We start from the raw sequence: 24,754 nt of genomic DNA on the forward strand, positions 1-24,754 counted from the left end.
TGAGTTTCCTATGTTCTAGTAATATTTGATGCTAATAACTCCAGGATTGCCTGTCTTACAGCCACTCCAATTTCAACCTGTTCTAAAATTAAGCTGCGTGTTAGATCATCGGCGATATCACTGGAAATTTCTACCCCGCGATTAATGGGTCCCGGGTGCATCACACTGGCATCGGGTTTGGCATATGCCAACTTGCGACGATCCAAGCCAAAGAATCTAAAATATTCACGCTCGGATGGAATAAAACTTCCATCCATCCGTTCTTTTTGAATGCGCAGCATCATCACAACATCAACGTCTTTTAAACCTTCGCGCATATCCGTGTAAGTTTCGACACCAAACACTTCAACTCCATAAGGCATCAATGTGGTCGGCGCAATCAAACGGACATTGGCACCCATTAATTTAAGCAAGGTAATATTGGAACGCGCTACACGGCTGTGCAATATATCACCACAAATAGCCACCGTAAGGCCAGCTATTTTTCCTTTGCTGCGGCGAATAGTTGCGGCATCTAACAACGCTTGGGTTGGATGCGAATGACGACCATCTCCGGCATTGATAACCGAACAATTCACTTTCTCCGCCAACAAGTGCACCGCGCCGCTATCTGGATGGCGGACAACAATAAATTCAGGATGCATGGCGTTGAGTGTCGCCGCCGTATCAATCAGTGTTTCACCTTTTTTGACAGATGATGTTTCCACTTCCATATTCACCACATCACATCCCAACCATTTTGCAGCCAGCTCAAACGACGTACGGGTTCTGGTTGAATTTTCAAAGAACAGGTTTATCTGTGTTTTATTAGCAAGGATAGTTGAGTGTTTTTTATCCGGTTTACGATTCTGTTCAACGTAGTGATCGGCCAAATCAAGGATGGTTAATATGTCCTGCTGGCTAAACTGATCAATACTAAGCAGATCTTTATAAGGAAAACGGTACGGTTTAACACTATTCATAAGCATTCTCATTGTTTAAACACCAAAGCATAATGGCTTTTTGAATATGGAGGCGGTTTTCAGCTTCATCAAAAACAACAGATTGTGGACCATCCATCACGTCATCCGTGACTTCATCGTTGCGATGCGCAGGAAGACAATGCATAAAAAGCGCATTAGCCTCAGCTTTATCCATGATCGCTTGATTCACCTGAAACGGTGCAAGCCGGTGATAACGCTCTTCTTCATCGACATCACCCATCGAGACCCAGGCATCGGTCGTTACCAGATGTGCGCCTTTTGCAGCCTCATCAACGGTATCAAACATTTTAATGCAGCCTCCCTGTTCTTTCGCCCACATTAAGGTTTGGGGATCTAATTGATATTCTTTAGGACAAGCAAGATGTAACGTAAATCCCAAAATGGCTGCCGCATGAACCCAGGATCTGGCTACATTATTACCATCACCAGCCCAGGTGACAATTTTACCTTCGATAGATCCGCGATGTTCCATAAAAGTCATGATGTCTGCCATTATCTGGCAGGGATGCGAGCGGTCGGTTAAACCATTAATCACCGGCACGGTTGCATAGGCAGCTAAATCCAACAAGGATTGGTGCGAATAACAGCGAATCATAATGATATCAACATAACGCGATAGCACTCTGGCCGTATCGGCAATTGTTTCCCCTCTACCCAACTGACTACCTGCTGAATCAAGAATAATTGCTTTCCCCCCCAGCTGATTGATTCCCACTTCAAATGATACACGGGTACGGGTGGAGGGCTTTTCAAAAATCATCGCTAAATGTTTTGAAGCTAGCGGGATGGATCTGTTTCCTGATCTCATTCGATCCTTGACACGAAGGGCAAGTGATAACACTGCATTCAGTGTAGCTTTTTCAAATAAGTTGATATCAAGAAAATGGCGACCACGCTGAGGTGGTAAGGTCTGGTGCTGCATAGAGTGAGATCATTGTGAGAGTGCTTTACCAGCACAGTTTATATCATATTTTAAATTAATTCACTAAGTCTTTTAAAAAAATGCTAGCCTTTTCCGTAAAAAGCGGTATATTGTGCGCCTGTTCATTACGGACATAAGTTCTGATGACGCATTTGTCGGGGCGTAGCGCAGTCTGGTAGCGCACCTGGTTTGGGACCAGGGGGTCGGGAGTTCGAGTCTCTCCGCCCCGACCACCCTACGCTCTTGTGAGCTTAGGCTGGTCGTTTTTTGACAAATGCACGGACTCCATTTCTTCTTCACATATTTAACCTACTAAAATAGACTGGTTGTGCTATTGTGTCCCTGTATTTGACATATGGGGGTTTAATGAAAGATCATGTTGCGTTCCCCTCTTCTTCTTTTTGGAACTGGGTATTGATTGGTGCCAGCGTGTTAGCCATTGTCGTGCATTTTGGGCTAACATTAACCCATTTTCCTTCTATGGGGGCTATTTCATTCGCTGATATTCCATTCATTACCATTCTCTTACTGGGCGGCATTCCGCTGATTATTCAGATTATTCTTAAGCTGTTTCGCGGTGACTTCGGAGCAGATCTGCTGGCTGTATTAGCTTTGGTCACAGGTGCTTGGCTGGGACAATATCTAGCCGCCGTCTTGATTATGCTGATGCTTTCCGGTGGCCAGGCTCTTGAAATATACGCCATGCGCAAAGCCTCTTCTGTCTTGTCGGCATTGGCAGAACGTATGCCAACCAAAGCACAACGAAAAAAAGATGGGCGCATCGACGATATCTCTCTCGCTGATATTGCCATAGGTGATGAGATTGTCGTTCTTCCGCATGAAACAGCTCCTGTTGATGGCGTCGTCAGCGAAGGTCACGGTTCTATGGATGAATCCTATCTAACAGGTGAACCCTATCGTGTATCTAAAGCGCCTGGTGCTTCAGTATTATCCGGCGCCATTAATGGTGAAGCCGTCCTGGTCATCCGCGCTGTTAACCTTCCTTCTGATTCACGCTATGCTCAAATTATGGAAGTGATGCAGGAAGCAGAACAAAAACGACCCACCATTCGCCGTTTGGGTGACCAAATTGGAGCTATATTTGCACCTTTAGCGCTACTATTGGCTTTCGGAGCATGGTATATCACAGGTGATTCCATGCGTTTTCTTGCCGTCTTGGTGGTAGCAACCCCTTGCCCACTCCTGATTGCCATTCCCATTACGTTAATCAGCGCCATCTCAATGGCAGCTAAGCGGGGAATTATTATCAAAGACCCTACGGTACTTGAGCGCCTACCTACCTGCCGCACGGCTATTTTTGATAAGACGGGAACTCTAACGTATGGCAAGCCAGAGCTGATAGATATCATCACAGCTGAGTCCGTAGATAAAAATGACATTCTGCAGCGTACGGCAAGCCTTGAGCGTTACTCCAAACACCCACTTGCCAGCGCTATTTTGCAGGCCGCTCAAAAAGCTGCACTGACCATGATTGATGCCAGCAGTGTTTCCGAAAAACCAGGACAAGGCTTAACCGGGATGGTTGCTGGGCATGAAATAACCATAACGCATCGAAAAAAACTCCTGCACCTTACGCCTGAAATAGCCTCATTACTTCCACCTACGGCTGCCGGGCTGGAATGTATTATCATGATCGATGGCCATTATGCAGCCACATTCTCTTTTCGTGATGCACCACGCTCTGATGGCAAATCATTTATCAGTCACCTAGCACCCTCACATCAATTTACCAAGGTCATGCTGGTTTCAGGTGATCGGGCTTCTGAAGTAAGCTACCTTGCCGATTTGCTCGGCATTAATGAAACCTTCGCCTCGCAGCGTCCCGAGCAGAAAGTGGAAATTGTGCGCGCCGAAACAGCCAAATCCCCAACTCTATTTATGGGAGATGGCATTAATGATGCTCCGGCACTGGCTTGTGCAACCGTTGGTATTGCTTTTGGACAAAATAGTAGCGTGACAGCCGAAGCTGCCGGTGCCGTTATCATGGAAAATTCCCTGAAGAAGGTCGATGAACTGATTCATATCAGCGCCGCCATGCGTCGTATAGTCCTGCAAAGCGCGGTAGGAGGCATGACATTGAGCCTTATTGCTATGGGGTTTGCAGCCGGTGGATTCATTACTCCCGTCATGGGGGCCCTGCTACAAGAAGGCATCGATATATTAGCCATCGCCAATGCACTGCGCCTCACCTGGAGCAGTAAAATAGAAACGGATCTGAATAAGTAGACACATTATATTCTTCATTTATGACACGTTTTCAATGAATGTACTCTTGATTTTCAAGGGATTTTCAGATAGAATAGAGTCTAGAAAAAACAAATGAGTCGCGCTATGATTTTCCGTCTTTTTGCTTCTGCTTTACTCTTGGTAGCGTTTACCGGCTGCAAGTCATATGATATTTTTGTTAAAGACCCCGCGGCGAAAGATAGCAGTCAAAGCGGAACTCAGTCGGATATTCAACCAGGCTCGCAAACCATGACAGAGCCTCAACCATCAAAACAGCAGATAAGCATTAACGCTCCTGAGCGTGCGCCTGCTTCAACTATTATCTGCTCTAATGAACAACAACGACGCCCAGGTAATAAAGTGGTCATTCGCAAAGAATGCACCGACATGGACGGAGTACTTGAGAGCAATGACGGCGCCGCGGCTCTTGCTGAGTGGTAGGTTTATTGCTTACGCTATCTCACGTGTAGATACCCGGTAAGTAAATAGATAACTTGTAAATAGATAACCTATACATATATCCAGGTACGTTCGAATTCTTTCTGCGTCTGCATTCTTTGTGCACATGACCCAAAAGTCCCGCACTCTAACGAAAGGGGATTAATTCCACTTTCCATTTTCCCTCAGTAGATACTCAATTCCATCAAAATCAGCACGGAAGGATTGGTAAACTTCTTTATCTAGCAATCCAGCCTCATCTGAGACCTCCAGGCAATTTCTAAGTATTTTTGATTTTTGCTGATCTTCCGTACTATAGGCTTTAATGAGAGCTGTCGTCACATTGCGAAAATACTGTTCAAGTGTTTCTTTAGCCTGTTCAGCTGGTATTTGATCCGTAGCACAAGCATTTAATATCGTTGCTACATGTTCAATCGGTTTGATGGCCATGAGAAGCTCCTTATGCTTATCTAACATTTAATATACCACAAATATGTTGTGTATTTGTTAACATGGGGTAAAAAACCTATACTATAACGTTCTTTCAACCAAGCAGGATGGTTGCGCACTTGGTTTCAACATGTTAGAATCCCCCCATATTTTAACCTTTGGCTGTACCTATATGATGAGCAACGTTTTTTCACTTCGCAAAGACCCTTCCGTTTCGATCACCCCTGAAGTTGTAGCCCAGCACGGTTTAACCACCGATGAATACCAGAAAATCTTGACCATCATGGGACGCGATCCAAACATCACTGAATTGGGTATTTTTTCAGCTATGTGGAATGAGCATTGTTCATATAAATCGACCCGCCTCCATTTGGGTAAATTCCCGACCAAAGCTGAGTGGGTGATTTGTGGACCGGGTGAAAATGCGGGTATTATCGATATAGGCGACAACCAGGCTGCTATTTTTAAAATTGAAAGCCATAACCATCCTTCCTTTATTGAACCCTTCCAAGGTGCCGCTACCGGTGTAGGCGGTATTTTACGCGATGTGTTTACGATGGGTGCACGCCCGGTTGCCTTACTGAATGCTCTACGTTTTGGCGCCATTGATAATAATCGTACCCGCTTCCTTCTTTCGGGTGTGGTCAGTGGTATCAGTAGTTACGGTAATTGCATGGGTATACCTACAGTAGGTGGTGAGTGCGAATTTCACGAATCCTATAATGGTAATATTTTGGTCAATGCAATGGCGGTTGGCATTGCCGACCAAGATAAAATCTTTTATTCGGCAGCCTCTGCCATCGGCAGCTCGGTTGTGTATGTAGGCGCCAAAACCGGACGTGATGGAATTCATGGTGCAACCATGGCCTCCGCCGGCTTTGATGATAAAAGCGAAGAAAAACGCCCGACGGTACAGGTGGGTGATCCGTTTACAGAAAAACTATTGCTGGAAGCCTGCCTTGAATTGATGGCGACTGATGCCATCCTGGCTATCCAGGATATGGGCGCTGCTGGCCTTACTTGTTCCTCGCTTGAAATGGCCGGTAAAGGTGGAACCGGTATTGAACTTAACCTTGAACATATTCCAACCCGCGAAGATAAAATGACACCCTACGAACTGATGCTATCTGAAAGCCAGGAGCGGATGCTGATTATTATTAAGCCTGAAAAACAAGACGAAGCTAAACGCATCTTCGAAAAATGGGAACTGGATTTTGCCATGATCGGCACCATTACTGACACGGGCTGTTTGATCCTTAAACTCAATGGCGAGGAAATAGCCAACCTTCCTGTTGCCCCTCTTTCAGAGCAGGCCCCAGTGTATGACCGCCCACATACTCCTACACCTAAACGCGATCAGGTAGAAGCTAGCTCTATCCCTGCAACGAAAGATCTTGAAGCCACGCTTCTTCAATTATTAGCCACACCAGACCTTGCGCAAAAACGCTGGATCTGGGAACAATATGATTACCAGGTGATGTGTGATACCGTCCTTATTCCTGGCAGTGATGCTGCCGTTGTGCGTGTGCACGAAACCAACAATAAGGGCTTGGCCGTTGTTACCGACTGTACTCCGCGTTACTGTGTTGCTGATCCCTATGAAGGTGGTAAGCAAATCGTGGTTGAAACCTATCGTAACCTGGTTTCCGTTGGCGCTAAACCTCGCGCTATCACCAATTGCCTTAACTTTGGCAATCCCCAGCATCCAACCGTGATGGGACAAATCGTTGGTTGTATCGAAGGAATGGCTGAAGCCTGTAACGCACTGGAATATCCGGTGATTTCTGGAAATGTTTCCTTGTATAATGAAACCAATGGTAAAAGCATTTATCCAACGCCAGTGGTTGGCGGCGTAGGTGTGGTACAGGATGTCAATACTATCCGCCCATCTTACTTTAAAGAAGCTGGTTTAGAATTGTTCCTGTTAGGTACCACCCATGGGCATTTGGGTTCATCGCTTTATCTGCGCGAAATTGAGAAACGTGAAGATGGCACCTCCCCTGCTGTAGACCTGGCCACTGAAAAATCATTGGCCGATTTCCTGTTAGGCTACTCTAAGCAGACAGCCATCAAAGCCTGTCACGATCTCTCAGACGGCGGCTTCCTGATCGCCCTCACCGAGATGACCCTGCCTTACAGCATCGGTGTCAACATCACCTTGCCACAAACATCCGTTCCTCAACATGCCTTCTTGTTTGGCGAAGACCAAGGCCGTTACCTGGTTGCCGTTCAAAGTGAACATGCCGGTGATTTTGAACAGCAAGCCAACAACAAAAACCTAGTCATTTCTCACTTAGGTAAAACCGGTGGTGATACACTCACGATTGCTGGTGTTTTAAAGGTTGCGGTCAGTACACTTAAACACACGAACGAGAATGTTATTCCGCAATTGATGGCGGCTTAATTCAATTATATTTTACTATCTTTGCAACTACCTGTACTTAAAGTGGGTTCCATTGTTAAATGGAGCGGTATTATTTCAGAGAAAAATAAGAAGTTTCAATTTAATCGATTTGTTTCATATAAATAGTGTGAGCCGTAGGCGAGCCTTCCTTGAAAACGAGGTATAAAATTATTGCGCGACCAGCGTAATCCCGCTCTAAATCCTGCATAAAACTCCAAATTAAAGTTACTCTAAGTTATAAAAACTAAATTAATCTGCAACCAGAGCTTGACATGTAAAAACATAAAATGCTATTTTCGCAAATGAAATGGGGTATGAAAAGAGTTTTTGCAGAGGGAAGAATGACATTATACGCAAAGTTATTATTAATGTTTATGGTGCTGGTGTCCTATTGTATCAGTCCGTTTTCTGGGGAAGCATCGTCTTCCAGGACGTGTCAATTTAAAAGGGATAAGCAGTTTGATCTTGAAGCATATGAAACCGCTGAGGCCATTCAAAAAGCCCTGTTAGATTATTACCCCGTTGGTGGGGAGGCCGATTGTGTTGCATACATGTTATTTCGCAACGATGTTGTACAGGATGTATTCGTCCGTCCTGAACCCATTGATATGTCATTACAGCGCATCATACGACTTCATTATAAAAAAGGCACTTTTCATTCCCAAGAATATTGGATTGAAATTATAAGGCGTATCAAACCCTCAAAAGATAAGCAGGGGCATTCTGCGTTATTGTTAACCAATGAAATTGAAGGAATTGATGTACGCAAGGTGACGCAAGAAGAGGAGGATGAAAGAAAGAAATACCTGAAAGAAGCCTCTGATTTTAAAATAGATAGTTATGGAAGTGATGTTGAAGCTCAAGAGGCTTTCTTAAAACTCCACCCAATAGGCAGCCCGGCTCATTTAGCGCATTATACGTTGATGAAAGCGGGTGGAAAGCATTTTATCAATATTGTGGGCAATGACCTTAGTTCTGCTGGGAGCAAAGAAATAATCCGTTACCGATTTAAAAAAGGTGTACTTGGTTGGGGTGGCTATTACGTTGATATTTATCGCAAAGTTAAGGGCGGAATTCTTCTGAATGAAGTTGAGCAGGTAAAATTATATAAGACCTATCAAGGATTATAGGAGGGATAAAAATGTCTGAAGTGCCACAAGCGACAATTGAAATTGGTGCAAAGCCGATGATTGATTTGGGGGGGTATGAAGCGGGCTATCATACCTAGTCGCCCCTAAAAAACCACCTAACCCCTTGAATTATAATTTAAATAGTTGAAAAACTGTGGTATAAAATCGCCAGAAAGTTGTTTTTTGGCATTGAAAGGTGGTTATAATGTTACAGTCGAATCCGGTAGTGAGTGGGCAAGAAGATTTATTTCGTAGCCGCTTAGAAAATATGATAGATCGTGGTCACCGCTTAGTACGTTTGTGTGGTTTGGTTGATTGGTCTGGCCTTGAATCGTTTTACCGCCAGTATTATTGTGCAGATAATGGCCGCCCTGGTTATTCAATACGTCTGATGTGTGGTTGGTGCTTGGCTAGCCAGGTTGCGGCCCAGGCCATCGCAAGTCCCAGTACGTCACCCAAATTATGACCAGCATCTGCAATCAGTGCGAGCGAATTGGCTTTCAAGCCAAAGATCACTTCCGCGAAGATAAATAAAATATTGAGCAAAATGCCGATCGCAAAACTCCTGCCGTAATTACCCGGCACGTGACTATGACTATGTTCATGCTTGGAATGCGAGTGTTGATGTGAATGGCCGTGCAGAAAATTTCCTATCCGTAGATTTATTCTTACATGGCAATTTTAATAATTCGATAATATGCCCTATGCAGTTACAGGAGCAAGGGAAAACCCAAAACCTTTAGAAACCTCGTCCAATTCCTCCTTCTGATATTCGTGGATAGGAAGGCGCATAACCATAATCATTCCTTTGAATGAAAAATTCGGGCTTGCTAGTTACAGTTCCACATACAGTATCCATCATATATGTACTTTGTTCAGTGGCTCGAGGATTAACTTTTACCCTGGCACTAAAATAAGCATTATTAGGGGCTGTTGGCTCAGAAATTGATTCAAGAAGGTCTTGTTGAGGCTGATGAACAGGCAGGGGTAGGTGATAGGCAGACATCGGCATCGCATTCAAAGGGGGGGCATTATTATTATTGATAGACGTTTCATTTCTTAAAGAAAATCCAGAGCCATTCTCAATGTTCCGTAATTCAAGTAATTGCTTTAAGCCCCGTGAATTTCCGTTCTCAGCAGCATAACTCAGTAGCGCCATTTTATAATCGTTCGGTAAGGGATTTCTTTCTAGATTGGCAAAATATTGTTTGGTAACTTCCAAATTATCAACAAGCATTTTAAGCCGCTCGTAAACCGGCAGGTTTTCAGTAATGTAATCGGCTAAATGAACATAGGCTTCAATACTACCTGCACATAAAGCAAAAACAAGATACTGAAACTTTTTGTCTCTATCCTTTTCTAAACGGGCCAGCATGACCAATTCAGGGGCCCAGCACTCCTGAGCTGTACTTGCGGAGGCACAATAGGGCCATTTCGTTGCTGCTCGCACCCAGTATTGGGCTGTATGCATTCCTAAAAAATAGTAACTGACATTGAGAATATAGTTATCCATAATACTATCTTGGCTAGTTATATTTAAAATATAACACTTGGGGTCGGATTTTTTCAGACGAAGTGATCTCTGCCTTTGAAGTGCTTTAGCAAATGTCAGATGTTCAGGGCATTCTCTTAGAACCTTTCCCAAATGAATATTATCAAATTCATTATCCGCTAAAACGCGCAAATCAATTTCTTCTATTAATTGCTTAAAACCATGCCTTGTCCAAATAGATTTCAAATGACCCAATTTCTCGCGCATTCATTTCTCCATAATATATTTTAGGGAGGAACTTATATCAGAAAAAATCTAGATATGTATCTTATTAATAGTGCCAAAATTAACAAATTTATAATCATTAATATTTAAATTCTAATGACTAGGCCCTTTTTAGCCACCGTTAAAATACTAAGCGTTTTATCGTCACGAAACTCTTCACCATCCATCCCATACTGATTCATGGTTTCAAAGCCATTTTGACTTAACATACACGTTAGCTCATCTGCTGTATAAATCTGCAGGGTAAAGGTGCCTTTAAAGATTTTCGGCTCAGCCTACCCTTCTTCAATTTGATAACGATCCGAAGAAGTAAGCAGTCCCCTTTTTTGATCCAGTGTAGACGTTTGAATTTGATGGATCGTCGTATTTTTCATTTGTCTTCTAACATCCATAGCCAGGTCATTCACAACCTCGTCGGTCATGGCATTCAAATTGAATATATCAAATACATACAGCCCACCTGCTTTTAAGTGGCGTGAATATTCTTCATCGCCGTATCAAAGCCTTCTTTCGTGAGATGGCCTACGGCATTATGGATGGTTATCACCGCATCAAACTGTCCAACCTGGATGGTACGCATATCGCCATCAATAAACTTACTATCAATGTTTTCCCTACTGGTTTTTTCACTAGCGGTCTCTAAAAGCGCAGGACTGAAATCTGCACCCGTTACGTTAAATCCGTGTTTAGCAAGCCACAATACCTGCGAGCCGGTTCCGCAGGTAAGATCTAATACGGTCTCCACTTTGTGTTGTCTCAGCAATGTTTCAATCACTTTATTTTTAGCATCATCATTGTCGGAGCCCATCTTATCGAAATAATGATGCAGTTGGTTATAATCAAGGAGTAGGCCAAATTCATTGTTATCCATTACTCCTGAAAATTCCACCAACCCTTGTTTCGTATGCGTCCAAACTTTCTAGTCTAACATTTTCAAACCCTAAAGTATAAAGTATCACGTTATACTTTGCACTTTCTAACTCGGTTTGTTGGATCCCTGCCACATTCAAGTTCAAGTTCAAGTATTTAGAAAAGTAGAAAAAAATAATATAACAAGTATTATTGAGAAAGTTAACGTTTATAGAAGTTATCAGGGGTTATAGTAGGACATATGTCAGAAGCGCCAGCGCAAGGAGCAATTATGATTGGTGCGAAGCCAATGTTTGATTTATCGGGACATAAGATTGGGTTCCATTGTTAAATGGAGCGGTATTATTTCAGAGAAAAATAAGAAGTTTCAATTTAATCGATTTGTTTCATATAAATAGTGTGAGCCGTAGGCGAGCCTTGTTTGAAAACGAGGTATAAAATTATTGCGCGACCAGCGTAATCCCGCTCTAAATCCTGCATAAAACTCCAAATTAAAGTTACTCTAGGTTATAAAAACTAAATTAATTTGCAACCAGAGCTTGACATGTGAAAACATAAAATGCTATTTTCGCAAATGAAGTGGCATATGAAAAGAGTTTTTGTAGAGGGATAAAAATGAAGCTGTGTGCTATGTTATTGGGAGTTTTTTCTCTCGTGATGGGAGCTGTATTTCCTTGTGAAGCGATGATTACATCTAGAACCTGTAAAGTCAGTCGCGATCGTCAGTTCAATATAAGTGATTATAAAACTCCGGCAGGGATACGGAGTGGGATATTATCATATTATCCTAGGAGATATGGCGGATTGTGCAGCTTATATCTTTATCAAAAATGATTTAAGGCTAGATGTCACTGTGCGGCCAGAGCCCATTGACATGGCATTACAAAAGATTATTCGCCTACACTATAAAAAGGGTTTGCTGAATCCTAAAGAATATTGGGTCGAAATCAGTAGGCGGCTTATGCCATCTAGAGATGAGCAGGGAAAAGACATAACGGTTCTTACTAATGAGATAGAGAATATTCGCATTCGGGAAGTCACGGAACAGGAAAAACAGGAACGTAAACAATTTCTGGATCAAGCGCCGGTATTTATTATTGATAAGTACAAAAGCGATGCTGAGGCACAAGCAGCCTTTTTAGAATTACACCCAATTGGTAGCCCGGCCCATTTAGCGCATTATACGCTTATGAAAGCGGGCGGTCGGCATTTTATGACTATTCATGGTGATCATTTGAATGAATTTGGTACGAAGGAAATAATTCGTTATCGTTTTAAACGTGGGGTTCTTGGGTGGGGAGGATACTACGTAGATATTATAAGAAAAGTTAATCAAGGGATAATCTTAAACCAAATCGAAGAAGTTAAACTGTATAAAACCTATCAGGGATTATAGGAGGAATTATGTCTGAAGCCCCTGCTTATGGAGCGATAATTATTGGAGCAAAGCCAGAAATCGATATCTCAGAGTATGAGGCTGGTTATCATACTTATATTATTGCCCAATTTAGCGATGGTAGTAGATATATCTTACGTGCTGGTCCTGAAGGAAGAAATGTACTTTCTGGTGATGTTTTTGTTGTTGGGGCCGACTCGCTTGTTCCGTACAATTTTAATACTGATACTATTCATCATGATTGGTATGACGTAAATGACTCTCCCTCCACCAATTACTACCAAACCCAAATCACCGGCACAGGTGCGGAGATTATGGCACTCTTCAACCTTATGCGTGCAAAAGGTTCAGAGATAAATGATCATGGTTATGATTATGAAGTATTTGGCAATAATTGTAACTCAGCAGTGTTTGAATTAATAAAACCTGCTGGATTAGTGCCTGTTTTACCTGATGTAACAATTCATGGAGATCATTTAAATGAATATGGGACTAAAGAAATAATCGGATACCGTTTTAAACGTGGAGTTCTTGGTTGGGGAGGATATCGAGTGCAGATATAGAAAGACAGATCATGAGAACACAACTAATATAATCGGGAAGATTAACATTTATAAAACCTATCAAGGGTTATGGGAGGAATCATGTCGGACGTGCCCGCTTATAGAGCGATAATTATTGGTATAAAGCGTACTCAATATTTATATGGAAATATAATGCGAAGTGTTGCGTTGAGTTTGATAATTAGTTTATATTTCTCACACCCATCAAATGCTTGGGGAGTTATTAACGTGCCATGTCCAGTAGTTGAAAAATATGACTTCAAGCGAGCAAAGAATGCTAAAGAGATTAGAGAGAGTATTCTTCAACATAGTCCTACAGGTAGTAGAGCGAGTTGTTGGAGAAAAGGCTATGATGAGGATGATATTAAAACGGAAATTGTTTTTCAAAATGAGCCCCTTGATATCTATTCGCAGAGAGTTATGAGTTATCACTATACCTCTGGATTTTTTAATCCTAAAGAATATAGGATTGAAATTCTCCTGCGAGTAAAATCTTTTCAAGACGAATTTGGAAATAAGATTCTTCAGATGGTTAATGAGATTGAAGATGTTCGGGTTCACGAAATCACTGAAACAGAAAAAAAAGAATATTCGGCTAATATAGCTAATGTGTCTGTATTTGACTTTAGTACATATAAAAATGAAGCCGATGCGCAGGAAGCTTTTCGTAAACTTTATCCGACCGGCAGTCCTGCACATTTGGCTCATTACACATTGTTAAAGTCTGGTTATTTTCCAGGATACTCAATAGAAAACAGGATTACTAACCAGCAAGATAAGGTTGATATCATATTCTATATCTTCAAACGTGATCCACTAGGATGGAACCAAATTCAAGTTCAAGTATTTAGAAAAGTAGAAAACAATAATATAACAAATATTATTGAGAAAGTTAACGTGTATAGAAGTTATCAGGGGTTATAGGAGGACATATGTCGATAATAATTGAAAATAAATCTATTAATAATTTTTATCTTATTTTATTTAATTTAATAATAGTTATCGCAGGTATTAGTGATGCATGGGCTTTTGATACGACGCCATGTAAGCGTGCGAAGGAATTTGATTTGGCCAACTATAATACTGCGGATGATATCAGGAAAGCATTATTAACGTATTTCCCCGTTGGTAGTAGAGCTGATTGTGTCATGGCAGGTTCAGTAAAGCGGGATTTAATGACAGATGTACTTTTTCAGGAGGAGCCAATTAATATTCATCAGTTTAGTGTGATCCGTTACCGTTATCGCACGGGAGTTTTTCAACCAAAGGAATATTGGATTGAAGTTGTAAGACGCTTAAAGCCAGTTAGGCAGGGTTTAAAGTCAGAAGATTATTTATTAACTAGCGAGATTGAAGATATTCGTATCAGAGAAATAACAGATGAAGAGAGAAAAACTCGGGATCGTTTTTTAGCACTAGCACCACGTTTTAATATTGATTCCTATAAGAATGAGACAGAAGCTCAAGCTGCTTTCTTAATGCTGCATCCGATAGGTAGTCCAGCTCATTTAGCGCATTACACTCTTTTAAAAGCGGGCGGTATAAGTGGGATGACTATCAATCATAATTACTTAAATGACTACGGAACAAAGAAGATAGTCAGCTATCGTTTTAAACGGGGATTTCTTGGATGGGGAGGATATTATGTCGACATCATGCGAAAAGTTGAGCATGGAATAATATTAAACCAAATAGAAGAAGTGAAATTGTATAAAACCTACCAGGGCTTATAGGAGATAAGTATGTCAGAAGCGCCAGCACAAGGAGCAATTATCATTGGTGCGAAGCCAATGTTTGATATATCGGGACATGAGATCGGGTTTGAATGTTAAATGGAGCGGTGTTATTTCTGAGAAAAATAATAAGTTTCCATTGAATAAATTTGTTTCATTTAAATAGTGTGAACTTGTAGGCGAGCCTTGCTTGAAAACGAGGCATAAAATTATTGCGCGACGAGCGTAATCCCGCTCTAAATCCTGCATAAAACTCCAAATTAAAGTTACTCTAGGTTATAAAAACTAAATTAATTTGCAACCAGAGCTTGACATGTGAAAACATAAAATGCTATTTTCGCAAATGAAATGGGATATGAAAAGAGTTTTTGTAGAGGGATAAAAATGAAGCTGTGTGCTATGTTATTGGGAGTTTTTTCTCTCGTGATGGGAGCTGTATTTCCTTGTGAAGCGATGATTACATCTAGAACCTGTAAAGTCAGTCGCGATCGTCAGTTCAATATAAGTGATTATAAAACTCCGGCAGGGATACGGAGTGGGATATTATCATATTATCCTATAGGAGATATGGCGGATTGTGCAGCTTATATCTTTATCAAAAATGATTTAAGGCTAGATGTCACTGTGCGGCCAGAGCCCATTGACATGGCATTACAAAAGATTATTCGCCTACACTATAAAAAGGGTTTGCTGAATCCTAAAGAATATTGGGTCGAAATCAGTAGGCGGCTTATGCCATCTAGAGATGAGCAGGGAAAAGACATAACGCTTCTTACTAATGAGATAGAGGATATTCGCATTCGGGAAGTCACGGAACAGGAAAAACAGGAACGTAAACAATTTCTGGATCAAGCGCCGATATTTAATATTGATAAGTACAAAAGCGATGCTGAGGCACAAGCAGCCTTTTTAGAATTACACCCAATTGGTAGTCCGGCTCATTTAGCGCATTATACGCTTATGAAAGCGGGCGGTCGGCCATATGTAACAATTCATGGAGATCATTTAAATGAATATGGGACTAAAGAAATAATCGGATACCGTTTTAAACGTGGAGTTCTTGGTTGGGGAGGATATCGAGTGCAGATATATAGAAAGACAGATCATGAGAACACAACGAATATAATCGAGAAGATTAACATTTATAAAACCTATCAAGGGTTATAGGAGGAATCATGTCAGAAGTGCCCGCTTATGGAGCGATAATTATTGGAGCAAAGCCAGAAATCGATATCTCAGAGTATGAGGCTGGTTATCATACTTATATTATTGCCCAATTTAGCGATGGTAGTAGATATATCTTACGTGCTGGTCCTGAAGGAAGAAATGTACTTTCTGGTGATGTTTTTGTTGTTGGGGCCGACTCGCTTGTTCCGTACAATTTTAATACTGATACTATTCATCATGATTGGTATGACGTAAATGACTCTCCCTCCACCCATTACTACCAAACCCAAATCACCGGCACAGGTGCGGAGATTATGGCACTCTTCAACTCTATGCGTGCAAAAGGTTCAGAGATAAATGATCATGGTTATGATTATGAAGTATTTGGCAATAATTGCAACTCAGTAATGTTTGAGTTAATGAAATCTGCTGGATTAGTACCTATTTTACCTCATGATAATGAAGGGAATGCGATTTATCTCTTTGGAGATCATGTTCTTTCAGATAGTGATTACGATATAGGGTTTGACGTATTTATTGATATGATATCGGGTCTTACTGCGAATAATCATGAAACTTATACCGGACCAAATGTTAATAATTCACTTTTTGATCTAACCATTGGCAATGACCGTGTCGGTGATCTGACGAACGCATACACCACAGGTATTGTGATTGGCGGTTCAAACTACAGTGCCTGGATGAATTTTAATGTGTTAAATGGAGATGGGTTTTTTAATACGGTACCGGCTGGTTTTGCATCGGATTGGTACCGGCCTGGGGGAAGTGAGCTTTCGGGATCAAACCTTTTTGGCTCTCTTGGTGGTAACGTCAATAATTTTGTTTTCCAAATTCCAGGAATGTCTGAGGCTTACCAAGAATCCCAGGATGATTATAATTCCTTTTTGGTTCATATGGCAGCAAGTTTTGCCCGTATAGACAGCAACCATAATACATCGATCACACTTGTGAATATTGATCCTCTTATTTTGGATTTGGATGGGAATGGGATTGAGTTGACTAGTTTTCAAGAAAACCCGGTTTTATTTAATATTGATAGCGATTCACACCAGGAGTTAACCGGTTGGGTCACGGGTGGCGATGGTATTGTGGTTATGGATAAAAACGGCGATGGCAAGATTAATGATATATCAGAAATGCTATCGGAACATTATACCAGTGGTGTACACAATGGATTTGAGGCACTCGCTACGCTTGACGGCAACCATGATGGCAAGATTGATAACCGCGACAGTGCCTATCAACAATTGCGAGTATGGGTTGATGCCAATCATGATGGTTTAACAGATCAGGGCGAATTGAAAACACTGACTGAACTAGGGGTCGTGAGTATTAACACAACACACGAGGTAACGGATGGTGAAGTGTTGGAAGGTAATAATATCCAAGCTAAGGGTGTTTATACACTTGCAAGCGGCCAGGAGCGGCAGGCTTATTCTATCGGATTCATTGCAAATCCTGATGGATATGAATGGCAGTTGGATGGTGAAGGCTGGAAAATGTCTGATGAAAGTGGCTTTAAAAGTTTTGTGATCGGAAATGATGCGGGTGCAAGAGTAGAGACTGCCTTGGAGGGAGTTACTAATATCTACGGTGGTGGCGGAAATGATGAATTAATAGGAGACGCGGGCAGCAATTGGCTGATTGGTGCTTTAGGAAGTGATACATTAGAGGGTGGTGCAGGCAATGATTTTCTAATCATTGATTCCCATGATATTCAGGATAATATTGATGGTGGAGAGGGGTTTGATGTCGTTCAACTTGTTGATAGCAAAGGAGTTTTCTTCGATCTGAACAAAGCAAATATTGAAGCGGTTCAAGGTGGAGATGGGAATGATGTCATTATTGGTAATGGCCATACAAACCAGTTTATTAGCGGTGGATTTGGCAATGACTTAATCACGGGTGGGGGCGCGGATGATGTTTTATCCGGTGAAGATGGTGAAGATTTATTAGATGGAAGCTTTGGCGATGATTTGATGCGTGGTCATAAAGGGAAAGATATTCTGCTGGGTGGTGATGGCAATGACTACCTCGATGGTGGTCAAGACGCCGATTCCTTGGTAGGTGGTAAAGGCAATGACATCCTCATAGGCGAAAAAGGTGATGATACTATCGATGGTAGTGAGGGAACCGATACGGCGCAATTCTCAGGTAATGTTTCTGATTATACGTTTCAAACGTTAGCAGAAGGTACGTTGGTATCGGATAAACGCAGTGATGGTGACGGCACGGCACTGCTTACGAATATTGAAAAACTAAGCTTTAAGAATGTCGACAGTATTTCCATTACGATGGCAGCTCCCATGCCGGAAGCAGATATGATCGATATTAACGGCACCAGCAGCTCTTATACGATTACGGCTTCGCAATTACTGGGAAATGATGTTGATTTTCAGCATGATGTACTCCATATCACGCAGATCACTGATGTACTTGGTGGTACGGCAACCCTAAACAGTGGTAATGTGATATTTACGCCGCAGGCAGGTTATAATGGCGTTATGTCATTTAAATATGTGGTGGCAGACAGCGCTAATAATCAAGCTCTTGTCTATTTAACATCCGCTAGCACGCAACAAGAAACGATGAAAGGCTTTGTTACGCTGCGAACACCCAATATGCCGCATGATCCGCTTTTTATGAAAGAATGGTATTTGACGGAAGCAAATATCATTCCCGTATGGAAAGACTATACGGGAAAAGGAGTAGAGATTGGGGTGATGGAAGCGGATTTTGTTGATGTTACCCATCCGGATTTAGATGCCAATATAGTAACGGATTCAAAAAACCGTACGTATGAACCAAGCGAAATAAATACACATGGAACCATGGTGGCTGGCATCATTGCTGCTGAAAAGAACCTGGAAGGTGGAGTAGGTGTTGCCTATGATGCAAAATTAGGCACAGAACAGTTTATTCCTGGAGAAACAACGGCTGAAGATTATTTAAAATACGATATTGTGAATAACAGTTGGGGATTTGACGGGATATTTACCGTTAATAATTTTACGGACTATAATTTTGATGAAATAAATACCTATATGGCGGTGAATGGCCGCAACGGTTTGGGTTTGATTAATATTGTGAGTGCCGGTAATGACCGGGCAGAGGGCGGAAATTCCAATTATTCCAACCTTACGAATTCACCGTTCTCGATTACTGTAGGAGCGGTGAATAAAAATGCAGATATTGGTTCACTGGAAAAACCTGTTTCGCCCTTTTCATCTCCCGGATCATCGATTCTTATTTCAGCGCCTGGGTCGCATATAACTTCGACAGGGCAATTGCTTGAAAATGCAAATGGTTCCACCTTTGGCAGCGATTATCAAGTAGCTGAGGGAACGTCATTCGCGGCTCCTATTGTTTCTGGCATTGTTGCGCTGATGCTGGAAGCTAATCCAAATCTTGGTTTCAGGGATGTGCAGGATATCCTGGCGCTAACCGCTAAAAAAGTAAATGACCCTAATACAGTTTGGATGACGAATAAAGCGGCTAACTGGAATGGTGGTGGTATGCATTTCAGTAAAGACTATGGCTATGGTGAAGTTGACGCATTGGCAGCCGTACGCCTTGCTGAAACCTGGACGGAAGTCAATGCCGCGCCTAATTATGATGCGGCCACAGGATCGCTTACACCACAAATGGCAATTCAAGACAATAGAACCGTTACTTCCACTTTAAATATCTCCAAAGGAGTTGAAATAGAAGCAGTTGAATTGACCGTCAATATTGATCATACCAATATGGGTGATTTAGTGATTACGTTAATTTCGCCTAGTGGTACCCGAAGTGTCCTGGCAGACCGGCCAGGTAAAGTTCCAGGAAGTGCAGCAACCGATAAGGGTTTGACGGATGATGAACTTCATTTCACTTTTTCAAGCCAGCAATTTAGGGGAGAGAAAAGTGCCGGTACATGGAAGTTAGAAATTACAGATGCGGCGGGTAATGATGTTGGCGTCCTGCATGATTGGCAATTTAAAGCCTATGGTAAACCCATCGATAACCATGACACCTATGTGTTTACGAATGAAGGCAGCGGTTCGGTTACGATTACGGATACAACCGGAGAGGATAATATTAATACGGCCGCTATTTCTAAGAATGTATCCGTTAACCTGAATAAATCGGCTCTTTCCCAGTTGGGAAATATGAGTTTTACAATTAGCAGTTCGTCTGTGATTGAACATGCCTATACGGGGGATGGAAATGATACGATTACTGGGAATACATCCAATAATCTACTTTTTAGCGGCAGGGGAAATGATAGTCTCAGTGGTGACCAGGGTAATGATACCTTAATTGGAAGTTTAGGTGCAGACACGCTTACGGGAGGTGCAGGAATCGATGGTTTTGTGATTCAGAAAGAGGCGGGACAAACCGATGTTATTACCGATTTTTCTGTAACGCAATCAGGAGAAAAAATCATACTGGAAGGGTATACAGGGTTAAGCTTTGCTACGCTTACTAAAACCCAACAGGGAAGCGATACGCTTATTCAGTTACCCGATAATCAAAAACTGCTTTTAAAAAATGTGACACTGTCGAAATTGACGGCGGCGCATTTTGAATTTGCCAGTGATGTGCCACTTTATCCATCTTATAGTGGCACAAGCGGAAATGACAACTTTGCTTGGCAAGGTAATTCAAGCCGGATTTTATACGGCCTTGCAGGGAATGATTACTTACTGGGAGGAAATAGCAGCGACATTATTTATGGGGGAACAGGTAATGATACATTAGGCGGTGATTTGGATGATTTGGCACCCATAGGTGGCAATGATACGATCTACGGGGAAGATGGCGCCGACAGCGTAGCGGGTGGCGCTGGAAATGACCTAATCTGGGGCGGTGTAGGCAATGATACGATTTATGGCAACACTGATAATGATGAAATTCATGGCGGTGATGGCAATGACGTTTTAGTTGGTGATGATGATTATTCCATATTAACGACAGGTACTAATATCCTTTATGGCGATGCAGGGGATGATGTCATGGGTGGCAGTTATGGGAATGACAGCCTTTATGGTGGTGATGGCAATGATGTTATGTCAGGCGAGCCTGATAGCAATTCAACGCTAGGCGGTAATGACTGGATTCAAGGGGATGCCGGTAGAGACTTACTCTATGGTTCTGCGGGCAATGATACGATTTATGGCGGCATTGATGCAGATACCATGTATGGAAGTTTAGGCAATGATGAAATAAGAGGTGAATCTGGGGCTGATATTGTATATGCAGGCGCGGGAAATGATGTGCTTTATGGTGGTCTGGATAATGACCTGCTTTTTGGTGAAGATGGCAATGATACATTATGGGGAAAAGACGGTAATGATTCCTTAGATGGTGGGGCTGGAAATGATAGTATCGTTGGAAATGGAGGTATGGATCAGCTTGTTGGAAATAGTGGAGATGATATATTAGTCATTGGCGACCAGGATGGTGCAGAAGGCGGAAGTGGTAATGATCTTTTTGTTTTATCCAGTCTTGCCGCTGATGCCGTTGGTACGCGTTTTATTAAAGATTTTGATATTAATAACTCACTTGAACAAATTGATTTACAGCAATTTACTGAAGTGAGAGGTATTCAGGATCTACAGATAACAGCGACAAGTGTGCAGCTAACCGTAAACGGCCAAAGTTCAATGGTGGCTTCCTCACTTATTTCCCTAACGCACCAAGGAACTCAACACCAATTAACGGTTATTGGTATCGTACCGGCGCAATGCAATAGCGGTGATTTCATATTCGCACCGCCGCCTATCACCGCATATGATGATCATATTGAAGTCATTAAAGACGAAGTTTATGATTTTAAATCAGAAAATTTAATCGCAAATGATGCTATTGCAGGTGGCGGCACTATTATATTTTCAGCCTTGTCTTCATTACCTGGGCACGGAACCTTGATTCAGCAGTCAGATGGAGGGTATCGTTATACGCCAGAAGCCGGTTTTGTGGGTCAGGATAGTTTCACCTATACGATTACAGATGGTGCAGGGCATAATGATACAGGTACAGTTGTGCTTGATATTTTGAATTATAATAAAGCTCCAATCCTGACAGGTGAGATAGAATCAAGTCATGCAGATATTGGGCTTGAGTATAATTTTGCGGTTTCAGACCATTTATTTGTTGATCCAGAAGGGATCCCACTTACGTATACGGCTGTATTAAGTAATGGTGATCCATTGCCTTCATGGCTTGTTTTTAATCCAAATTCACTGAGTTTTTCTGGAATAGCATCCGTGGAAGATACAGCGTTGCTTTCGATTAAGCTCGTAGCAAATGATGGGGAGCGGACTACATTCACAATATTTGATTTGACCGTGGGTGAATATAATCATGAGCTTATTAATCATGCTCCTGAGGTGAATGGCACCATTGGTGTATTATCGGCAATAGAAGGTGATCCATTTACTTATACGTTTGGTGCTGATTTATTTATTGATGCAGATCAGGATGTGCTCACGTATACGGCAACCCAAGCAGGTGGTAGTCCCTTGCCAGCATGGTTCGTATTTGATTCAGCAAACCGGACATTTAGTGGTACTCCAGGAGTACATGACGCAGGATCTATATCCATTACATTAACAGCTAATGATCCGCATAGCCAAATTTCAACGACATTCACGCTGACTATAGCCGAAGAACCTTCCACTAATGACCTCTATAATGGTACTGCAGGGAATGATAATTTTGACGGCAGAGGAGGAAATGATACTATTAATGGTGCCTCAGGAGCCGATACCCTAATAGGCGGAACTGGCATTGACATCATTACGGGTGGAACAGAAAATGATACCTTAGACGGTGGTGAAGATAACGATTCATTGCAGGGAAATGCCGGCAATGATGTCATTATCGGAGGAAGTGGTAGTGATTTGATTCAAGGTGGTCAAAATAATGACAGTATTCATGCTGGAGAGGGTAACGATACAATTTTAGGTGATAAACATAGTGACTCTTTATGGGGTGATGCGGGCAATGACCTCTTCCAGTTTTTGCTTTCTACCGATATAGGAACCGATACTATTAATGATTTTGAAGGTGCGGGGCTTGAGGGTGGTGACTTAATGCAATTTTCATCTGCTATCTATTCAACTGAAGCTGCAGCCATGGCTGCGTTGAGTTATCAAGATGGAAATGCTGTGTTTAATTTAGGTGGTGGAAATTCGTTGACGCTTCTTCAGGTTAGTCAGGTTAGTGTGTGGGATTTTGATATTATTTGAAATAATAATTCCTTGAAGTGCGGATTAATTTTTAATTGCACAGATCATGCTAGTGATTTTTGCACATTCCCAAATTTGTCATAGAATTGTCACAATGAAATGGTATACCTACTCCAGTATAATCCTAAAAAGGGCTGGAATATGGTTGAACCCGTCACCGTTACGGGAGCTGCGGCGGCTGCTTTTTCCTGTCTTCGTCAATGGGACACCCGAAACGAGTTTTAGAGATTGATCAACTTTTTTTGATCTGCAGATAAGTGGTTAAATATGGTTATATCTTTCCCTGATGCTGGTAGCTTGAACGAGGCATGAAAGATGGTTTTTGAGAGCTTACCCAACGCGGTGTTGATCGCGAAACCAAAAAAATGAACCGGAGATGTATTCTCAATAGCAATTAATAGGCGTCCTTGTCTACAAACAGGACGGACTTCTCTAATTTTTGCACAGTCATTATTCATCATGATTTGGGACCTTTAGGGGTTGGCAATCCGTTTCCTGGGTATGCAGTAATAACCTGATTCGTTCCATGGACTAACGATATCTAAATTTTGTCCTTTGTCGAGAATATCCTCTAGCTTATTCGTTCATAATTTTCTCAATATATCACTGCATTTTTTTGTGACGTACTCTTCAATATGTTTTGCTAAATCGGGAATATCTGGATTCCGCCAATTCCCCCATTCTGTTCGTATTTTGCGATGTAACATCGGGAGCTAGCATATCGTCCATCAAGCCCAGGTGAAGCCATATTCTTTCCTTCTTTTATACTCATGCTTTTCTTGGTTCTATGCACCAATTCGTTCCGCCTAAATCTCTATGTTTGTGTAAAACATGCCACTTCACATTACCTCTAAAACTTTCAACGGCATCAATAATTGCTTGATCTATCAATGGGTTAGGATTTTTATATCGCCATGAGAAAAAATATGGATAAGAATTATAGTTTCGTTCGGGATGTCTTTTTTGCCAATTGGGATCCACTGAACCCCCTCGTCTCCATTCAAATTGTCCAAAACTTGATATAACTTTTCCTAATAACGATAAATCATTATCTGACATAATCATCTCCCACTTACTTTACTTTGATATTAACACCTTTTGGATTAAGCCCTTTTATTTGCTTTAACCAATCACCGTAAGGTATTGGTTTAACAGATGTTCTAGGACCATGGACATATTGACCATCTGTGGTTACTTCATGATAACTCAAATGGATCGTTAACAACATCCGATATCTCGCCATTTTCATATAATATTAGTGGCGTTTTACCTGTAGACGTAACCTCAATAATATATCCCTTTCCGTTTGCCATCTTTAACAAACTTGATGCAATATCTGAACAGTCTATGCATTCTATATCGACCACCATATCTTTAATCTTTGGAGAATTCATATAATCAACAACATCCCCGATTAG

21 protein-coding genes and 1 tRNA gene are annotated in these 24,754 nt (G+C 41.7%); 12 read left to right on the forward strand and 10 right to left on the reverse strand.

Annotated elements, in window-relative coordinates; genetic code table 11:
* Positions 1 to 8: 8 nt before the first annotated feature.
* Together IPP74_13880 and argF are read right to left on the reverse strand one after the other, a co-directional pair.
* Complete coding sequence (locus tag IPP74_13880; protein MBL0320360.1) at positions 9 to 962, reverse strand: aspartate carbamoyltransferase catalytic subunit; 954 nt, start codon at positions 960 to 962, stop codon at positions 9 to 11.
* Complete coding sequence (gene argF, locus IPP74_13885; protein ID MBL0320361.1) at positions 955 to 1,905, reverse strand: ornithine carbamoyltransferase; 951 nt, start codon at positions 1,903 to 1,905, stop codon at positions 955 to 957. Before argF ends, IPP74_13880 begins: the two co-directional genes overlap by 8 nt.
* A 156-nt stretch (positions 1,906 to 2,061) precedes the next feature.
* Here argF and IPP74_13890 point away from each other — a divergent pair.
* The 3 genes from IPP74_13890 to IPP74_13900 all read left to right on the forward strand — a co-directional run bounded on the left by IPP74_13890 (position 2,062) and on the right by IPP74_13900 (position 4,593).
* Positions 2,062 to 2,138: transfer RNA gene (locus IPP74_13890), tRNA-Pro, on the forward strand.
* Positions 2,139 to 2,271: 133 nt separating this feature from the next.
* Positions 2,272 to 4,152 carry a heavy metal translocating P-type ATPase gene (locus IPP74_13895; GenBank protein MBL0320362.1) on the forward strand — a complete coding sequence of 627 codons (1,881 nt, stop codon included), beginning with the start codon at positions 2,272 to 2,274 and terminating at the stop codon, positions 4,150 to 4,152.
* 105 nt (positions 4,153 to 4,257) lie between these two features.
* Entirely contained in the window at positions 4,258 to 4,593 is a 336-nt protein-coding gene (locus IPP74_13900) for a hypothetical protein (protein ID MBL0320363.1), read from the forward strand.
* 159 nt (positions 4,594 to 4,752) lie between these two features.
* Here IPP74_13900 and IPP74_13905 read toward each other — a convergent pair whose 3' ends face one another.
* Complete coding sequence (locus IPP74_13905; protein ID MBL0320364.1) at positions 4,753 to 5,040, reverse strand: hypothetical protein; 288 nt, start codon at positions 5,038 to 5,040, stop codon at positions 4,753 to 4,755.
* A 172-nt stretch (positions 5,041 to 5,212) separates the two neighbouring features.
* Here IPP74_13905 and purL point away from each other — a divergent pair, with 172 nt between their 5' ends.
* The 3 genes from purL to IPP74_13920 all read left to right on the forward strand — a co-directional run bounded on the left by purL (position 5,213) and on the right by IPP74_13920 (position 9,040).
* Positions 5,213 to 7,444 carry a phosphoribosylformylglycinamidine synthase subunit PurL gene (purL, locus tag IPP74_13910; protein MBL0320365.1) on the forward strand — a complete coding sequence of 744 codons (2,232 nt, stop codon included), beginning with the start codon at positions 5,213 to 5,215 and terminating at the stop codon, positions 7,442 to 7,444.
* A gap of 314 nt (positions 7,445 to 7,758) precedes the next feature.
* The gene (locus IPP74_13915) at positions 7,759 to 8,574 is read left to right on the forward strand and encodes a hypothetical protein (GenBank protein ID MBL0320366.1); all 816 of its coding nucleotides are present in this window, start codon (positions 7,759 to 7,761) and stop codon (positions 8,572 to 8,574) included.
* Positions 8,575 to 8,779: 205 nt separating this feature from the next.
* Entirely contained in the window at positions 8,780 to 9,040 is a 261-nt protein-coding gene (locus IPP74_13920; GenBank protein MBL0320367.1) for a hypothetical protein, read from the forward strand.
* Here IPP74_13920 and IPP74_13925 read toward each other — a convergent pair.
* From IPP74_13925 to IPP74_13940, 4 genes are all read right to left on the reverse strand, one after another.
* Positions 8,950 to 9,228 (reverse strand): cation transporter, encoded by a 279-nt coding sequence (locus IPP74_13925; protein MBL0320368.1) that lies wholly within the window; start codon positions 9,226 to 9,228, stop codon positions 8,950 to 8,952. The two genes, IPP74_13920 and IPP74_13925, sit on opposite strands and share 91 nt — an antisense overlap.
* Positions 9,229 to 9,313: 85 nt before the next feature.
* Entirely contained in the window at positions 9,314 to 10,333 is a 1,020-nt protein-coding gene (locus IPP74_13930; GenBank protein ID MBL0320369.1) for a hypothetical protein, read from the reverse strand.
* Between the two features lie 293 nt (positions 10,334 to 10,626).
* On the reverse strand, positions 10,627 to 10,773 hold the full coding sequence (locus IPP74_13935) for a hypothetical protein (GenBank protein ID MBL0320370.1): 147 nt from the start codon (positions 10,771 to 10,773) through the stop codon (positions 10,627 to 10,629).
* Positions 10,774 to 10,817: 44 nt separating this feature from the next.
* Positions 10,818 to 11,222, reverse strand: coding sequence for a class I SAM-dependent methyltransferase (locus tag IPP74_13940; GenBank protein ID MBL0320371.1), 405 nt, complete (start codon positions 11,220 to 11,222; stop codon positions 10,818 to 10,820).
* Positions 11,223 to 12,017: 795 nt separating this feature from the next.
* On the opposite strand from IPP74_13940, the gene IPP74_13945 reads away from it, so the two are divergent.
* The 6 genes from IPP74_13945 to IPP74_13970 all read left to right on the forward strand — a co-directional run bounded on the left by IPP74_13945 (position 12,018) and on the right by IPP74_13970 (position 23,336).
* Entirely contained in the window at positions 12,018 to 12,617 is a 600-nt protein-coding gene (locus IPP74_13945; protein ID MBL0320372.1) for a hypothetical protein, read from the forward strand.
* An 8-nt stretch (positions 12,618 to 12,625) separates the two neighbouring features.
* Complete coding sequence (locus IPP74_13950) at positions 12,626 to 13,180, forward strand: hypothetical protein (protein MBL0320373.1); 555 nt, start codon at positions 12,626 to 12,628, stop codon at positions 13,178 to 13,180.
* Between the two features lie 81 nt (positions 13,181 to 13,261).
* Complete coding sequence (locus IPP74_13955; protein ID MBL0320374.1) at positions 13,262 to 14,104, forward strand: hypothetical protein; 843 nt, start codon at positions 13,262 to 13,264, stop codon at positions 14,102 to 14,104.
* 8 nt (positions 14,105 to 14,112) lie between these two features.
* Positions 14,113 to 14,913, forward strand: coding sequence for a hypothetical protein (locus IPP74_13960; GenBank protein MBL0320375.1), 801 nt, complete (start codon positions 14,113 to 14,115; stop codon positions 14,911 to 14,913).
* Between the two features lie 384 nt (positions 14,914 to 15,297).
* Positions 15,298 to 16,080, forward strand: a complete 783-nt coding sequence (locus IPP74_13965; GenBank protein ID MBL0320376.1) for a hypothetical protein — start codon at positions 15,298 to 15,300, stop codon at positions 16,078 to 16,080.
* 8 nt (positions 16,081 to 16,088) lie between these two features.
* Complete coding sequence (locus IPP74_13970; GenBank protein MBL0320377.1) at positions 16,089 to 23,336, forward strand: S8 family serine peptidase; 7,248 nt, start codon at positions 16,089 to 16,091, stop codon at positions 23,334 to 23,336.
* Positions 23,337 to 23,557: 221 nt separating this feature from the next.
* Here the strand turns inward: IPP74_13970 and IPP74_13975 are convergent, their stop codons facing one another.
* The 3 genes from IPP74_13975 to IPP74_13985 all read right to left on the reverse strand — a co-directional run.
* Positions 23,558 to 23,797 carry a hypothetical protein gene (locus tag IPP74_13975; protein MBL0320378.1) on the reverse strand — a complete coding sequence of 80 codons (240 nt, stop codon included), beginning with the start codon at positions 23,795 to 23,797 and terminating at the stop codon, positions 23,558 to 23,560.
* 307 nt (positions 23,798 to 24,104) lie between these two features.
* Positions 24,105 to 24,395: a hypothetical protein gene (locus tag IPP74_13980; protein MBL0320379.1), complete on the reverse strand. Its 291-nt coding sequence runs from the start codon at positions 24,393 to 24,395 to the stop codon at positions 24,105 to 24,107.
* 137 nt (positions 24,396 to 24,532) lie between these two features.
* The coding region (locus tag IPP74_13985; GenBank protein ID MBL0320380.1) for a hypothetical protein at positions 24,533 to 24,754 on the reverse strand (222 nt) is incomplete at its 5' end.

It is taken from the genome of Alphaproteobacteria bacterium, assembly GCA_016722515.1.
Classification (GTDB): Bacteria; Pseudomonadota; Alphaproteobacteria; order Rickettsiales; family JADKJE01; genus JADKJE01.

Coding starts and splice junctions, on each gene's coding strand:
- IPP74_13970 (MBL0320377.1), top strand. CDS start 16,089: ATGTCAGAAGTGCCCGCTTATGGAGCGATAATTATTGGAGCAAAGCCA.
- IPP74_13895 (MBL0320362.1), top strand. CDS start 2,272: ATGAAAGATCATGTTGCGTTCCCCTCTTCTTCTTTTTGGAACTGGGTA.
- IPP74_13960 (MBL0320375.1), top strand. CDS start 14,113: ATGTCGATAATAATTGAAAATAAATCTATTAATAATTTTTATCTTATT.
- IPP74_13975 (MBL0320378.1), bottom strand. CDS start 23,797: ATGATGAATAATGACTGTGCAAAAATTAGAGAAGTCCGTCCTGTTTGT.
- IPP74_13900 (MBL0320363.1), top strand. CDS start 4,258: ATGATTTTCCGTCTTTTTGCTTCTGCTTTACTCTTGGTAGCGTTTACC.
- IPP74_13955 (MBL0320374.1), top strand. CDS start 13,262: ATGTCGGACGTGCCCGCTTATAGAGCGATAATTATTGGTATAAAGCGT.
- IPP74_13930 (MBL0320369.1), bottom strand. CDS start 10,333: ATGCGCGAGAAATTGGGTCATTTGAAATCTATTTGGACAAGGCATGGT.
- IPP74_13905 (MBL0320364.1), bottom strand. CDS start 5,040: ATGGCCATCAAACCGATTGAACATGTAGCAACGATATTAAATGCTTGT.
- IPP74_13880 (MBL0320360.1), bottom strand. CDS start 962: ATGAATAGTGTTAAACCGTACCGTTTTCCTTATAAAGATCTGCTTAGT.
- IPP74_13945 (MBL0320372.1), top strand. CDS start 12,018: ATGGCGGATTGTGCAGCTTATATCTTTATCAAAAATGATTTAAGGCTA.
- IPP74_13920 (MBL0320367.1), top strand. CDS start 8,780: ATGTTACAGTCGAATCCGGTAGTGAGTGGGCAAGAAGATTTATTTCGT.
- IPP74_13950 (MBL0320373.1), top strand. CDS start 12,626: ATGTCTGAAGCCCCTGCTTATGGAGCGATAATTATTGGAGCAAAGCCA.
- argF (MBL0320361.1), bottom strand. CDS start 1,905: ATGCAGCACCAGACCTTACCACCTCAGCGTGGTCGCCATTTTCTTGAT.
- IPP74_13940 (MBL0320371.1), bottom strand. CDS start 11,222: ATGGATAACAATGAATTTGGCCTACTCCTTGATTATAACCAACTGCAT.
- IPP74_13915 (MBL0320366.1), top strand. CDS start 7,759: ATGAAAAGAGTTTTTGCAGAGGGAAGAATGACATTATACGCAAAGTTA.
- IPP74_13980 (MBL0320379.1), bottom strand. CDS start 24,395: ATGTCAGATAATGATTTATCGTTATTAGGAAAAGTTATATCAAGTTTT.
- purL (MBL0320365.1), top strand. CDS start 5,213: ATGATGAGCAACGTTTTTTCACTTCGCAAAGACCCTTCCGTTTCGATC.
- IPP74_13935 (MBL0320370.1), bottom strand. CDS start 10,773: ATGACCGACGAGGTTGTGAATGACCTGGCTATGGATGTTAGAAGACAA.
- IPP74_13965 (MBL0320376.1), top strand. CDS start 15,298: ATGAAGCTGTGTGCTATGTTATTGGGAGTTTTTTCTCTCGTGATGGGA.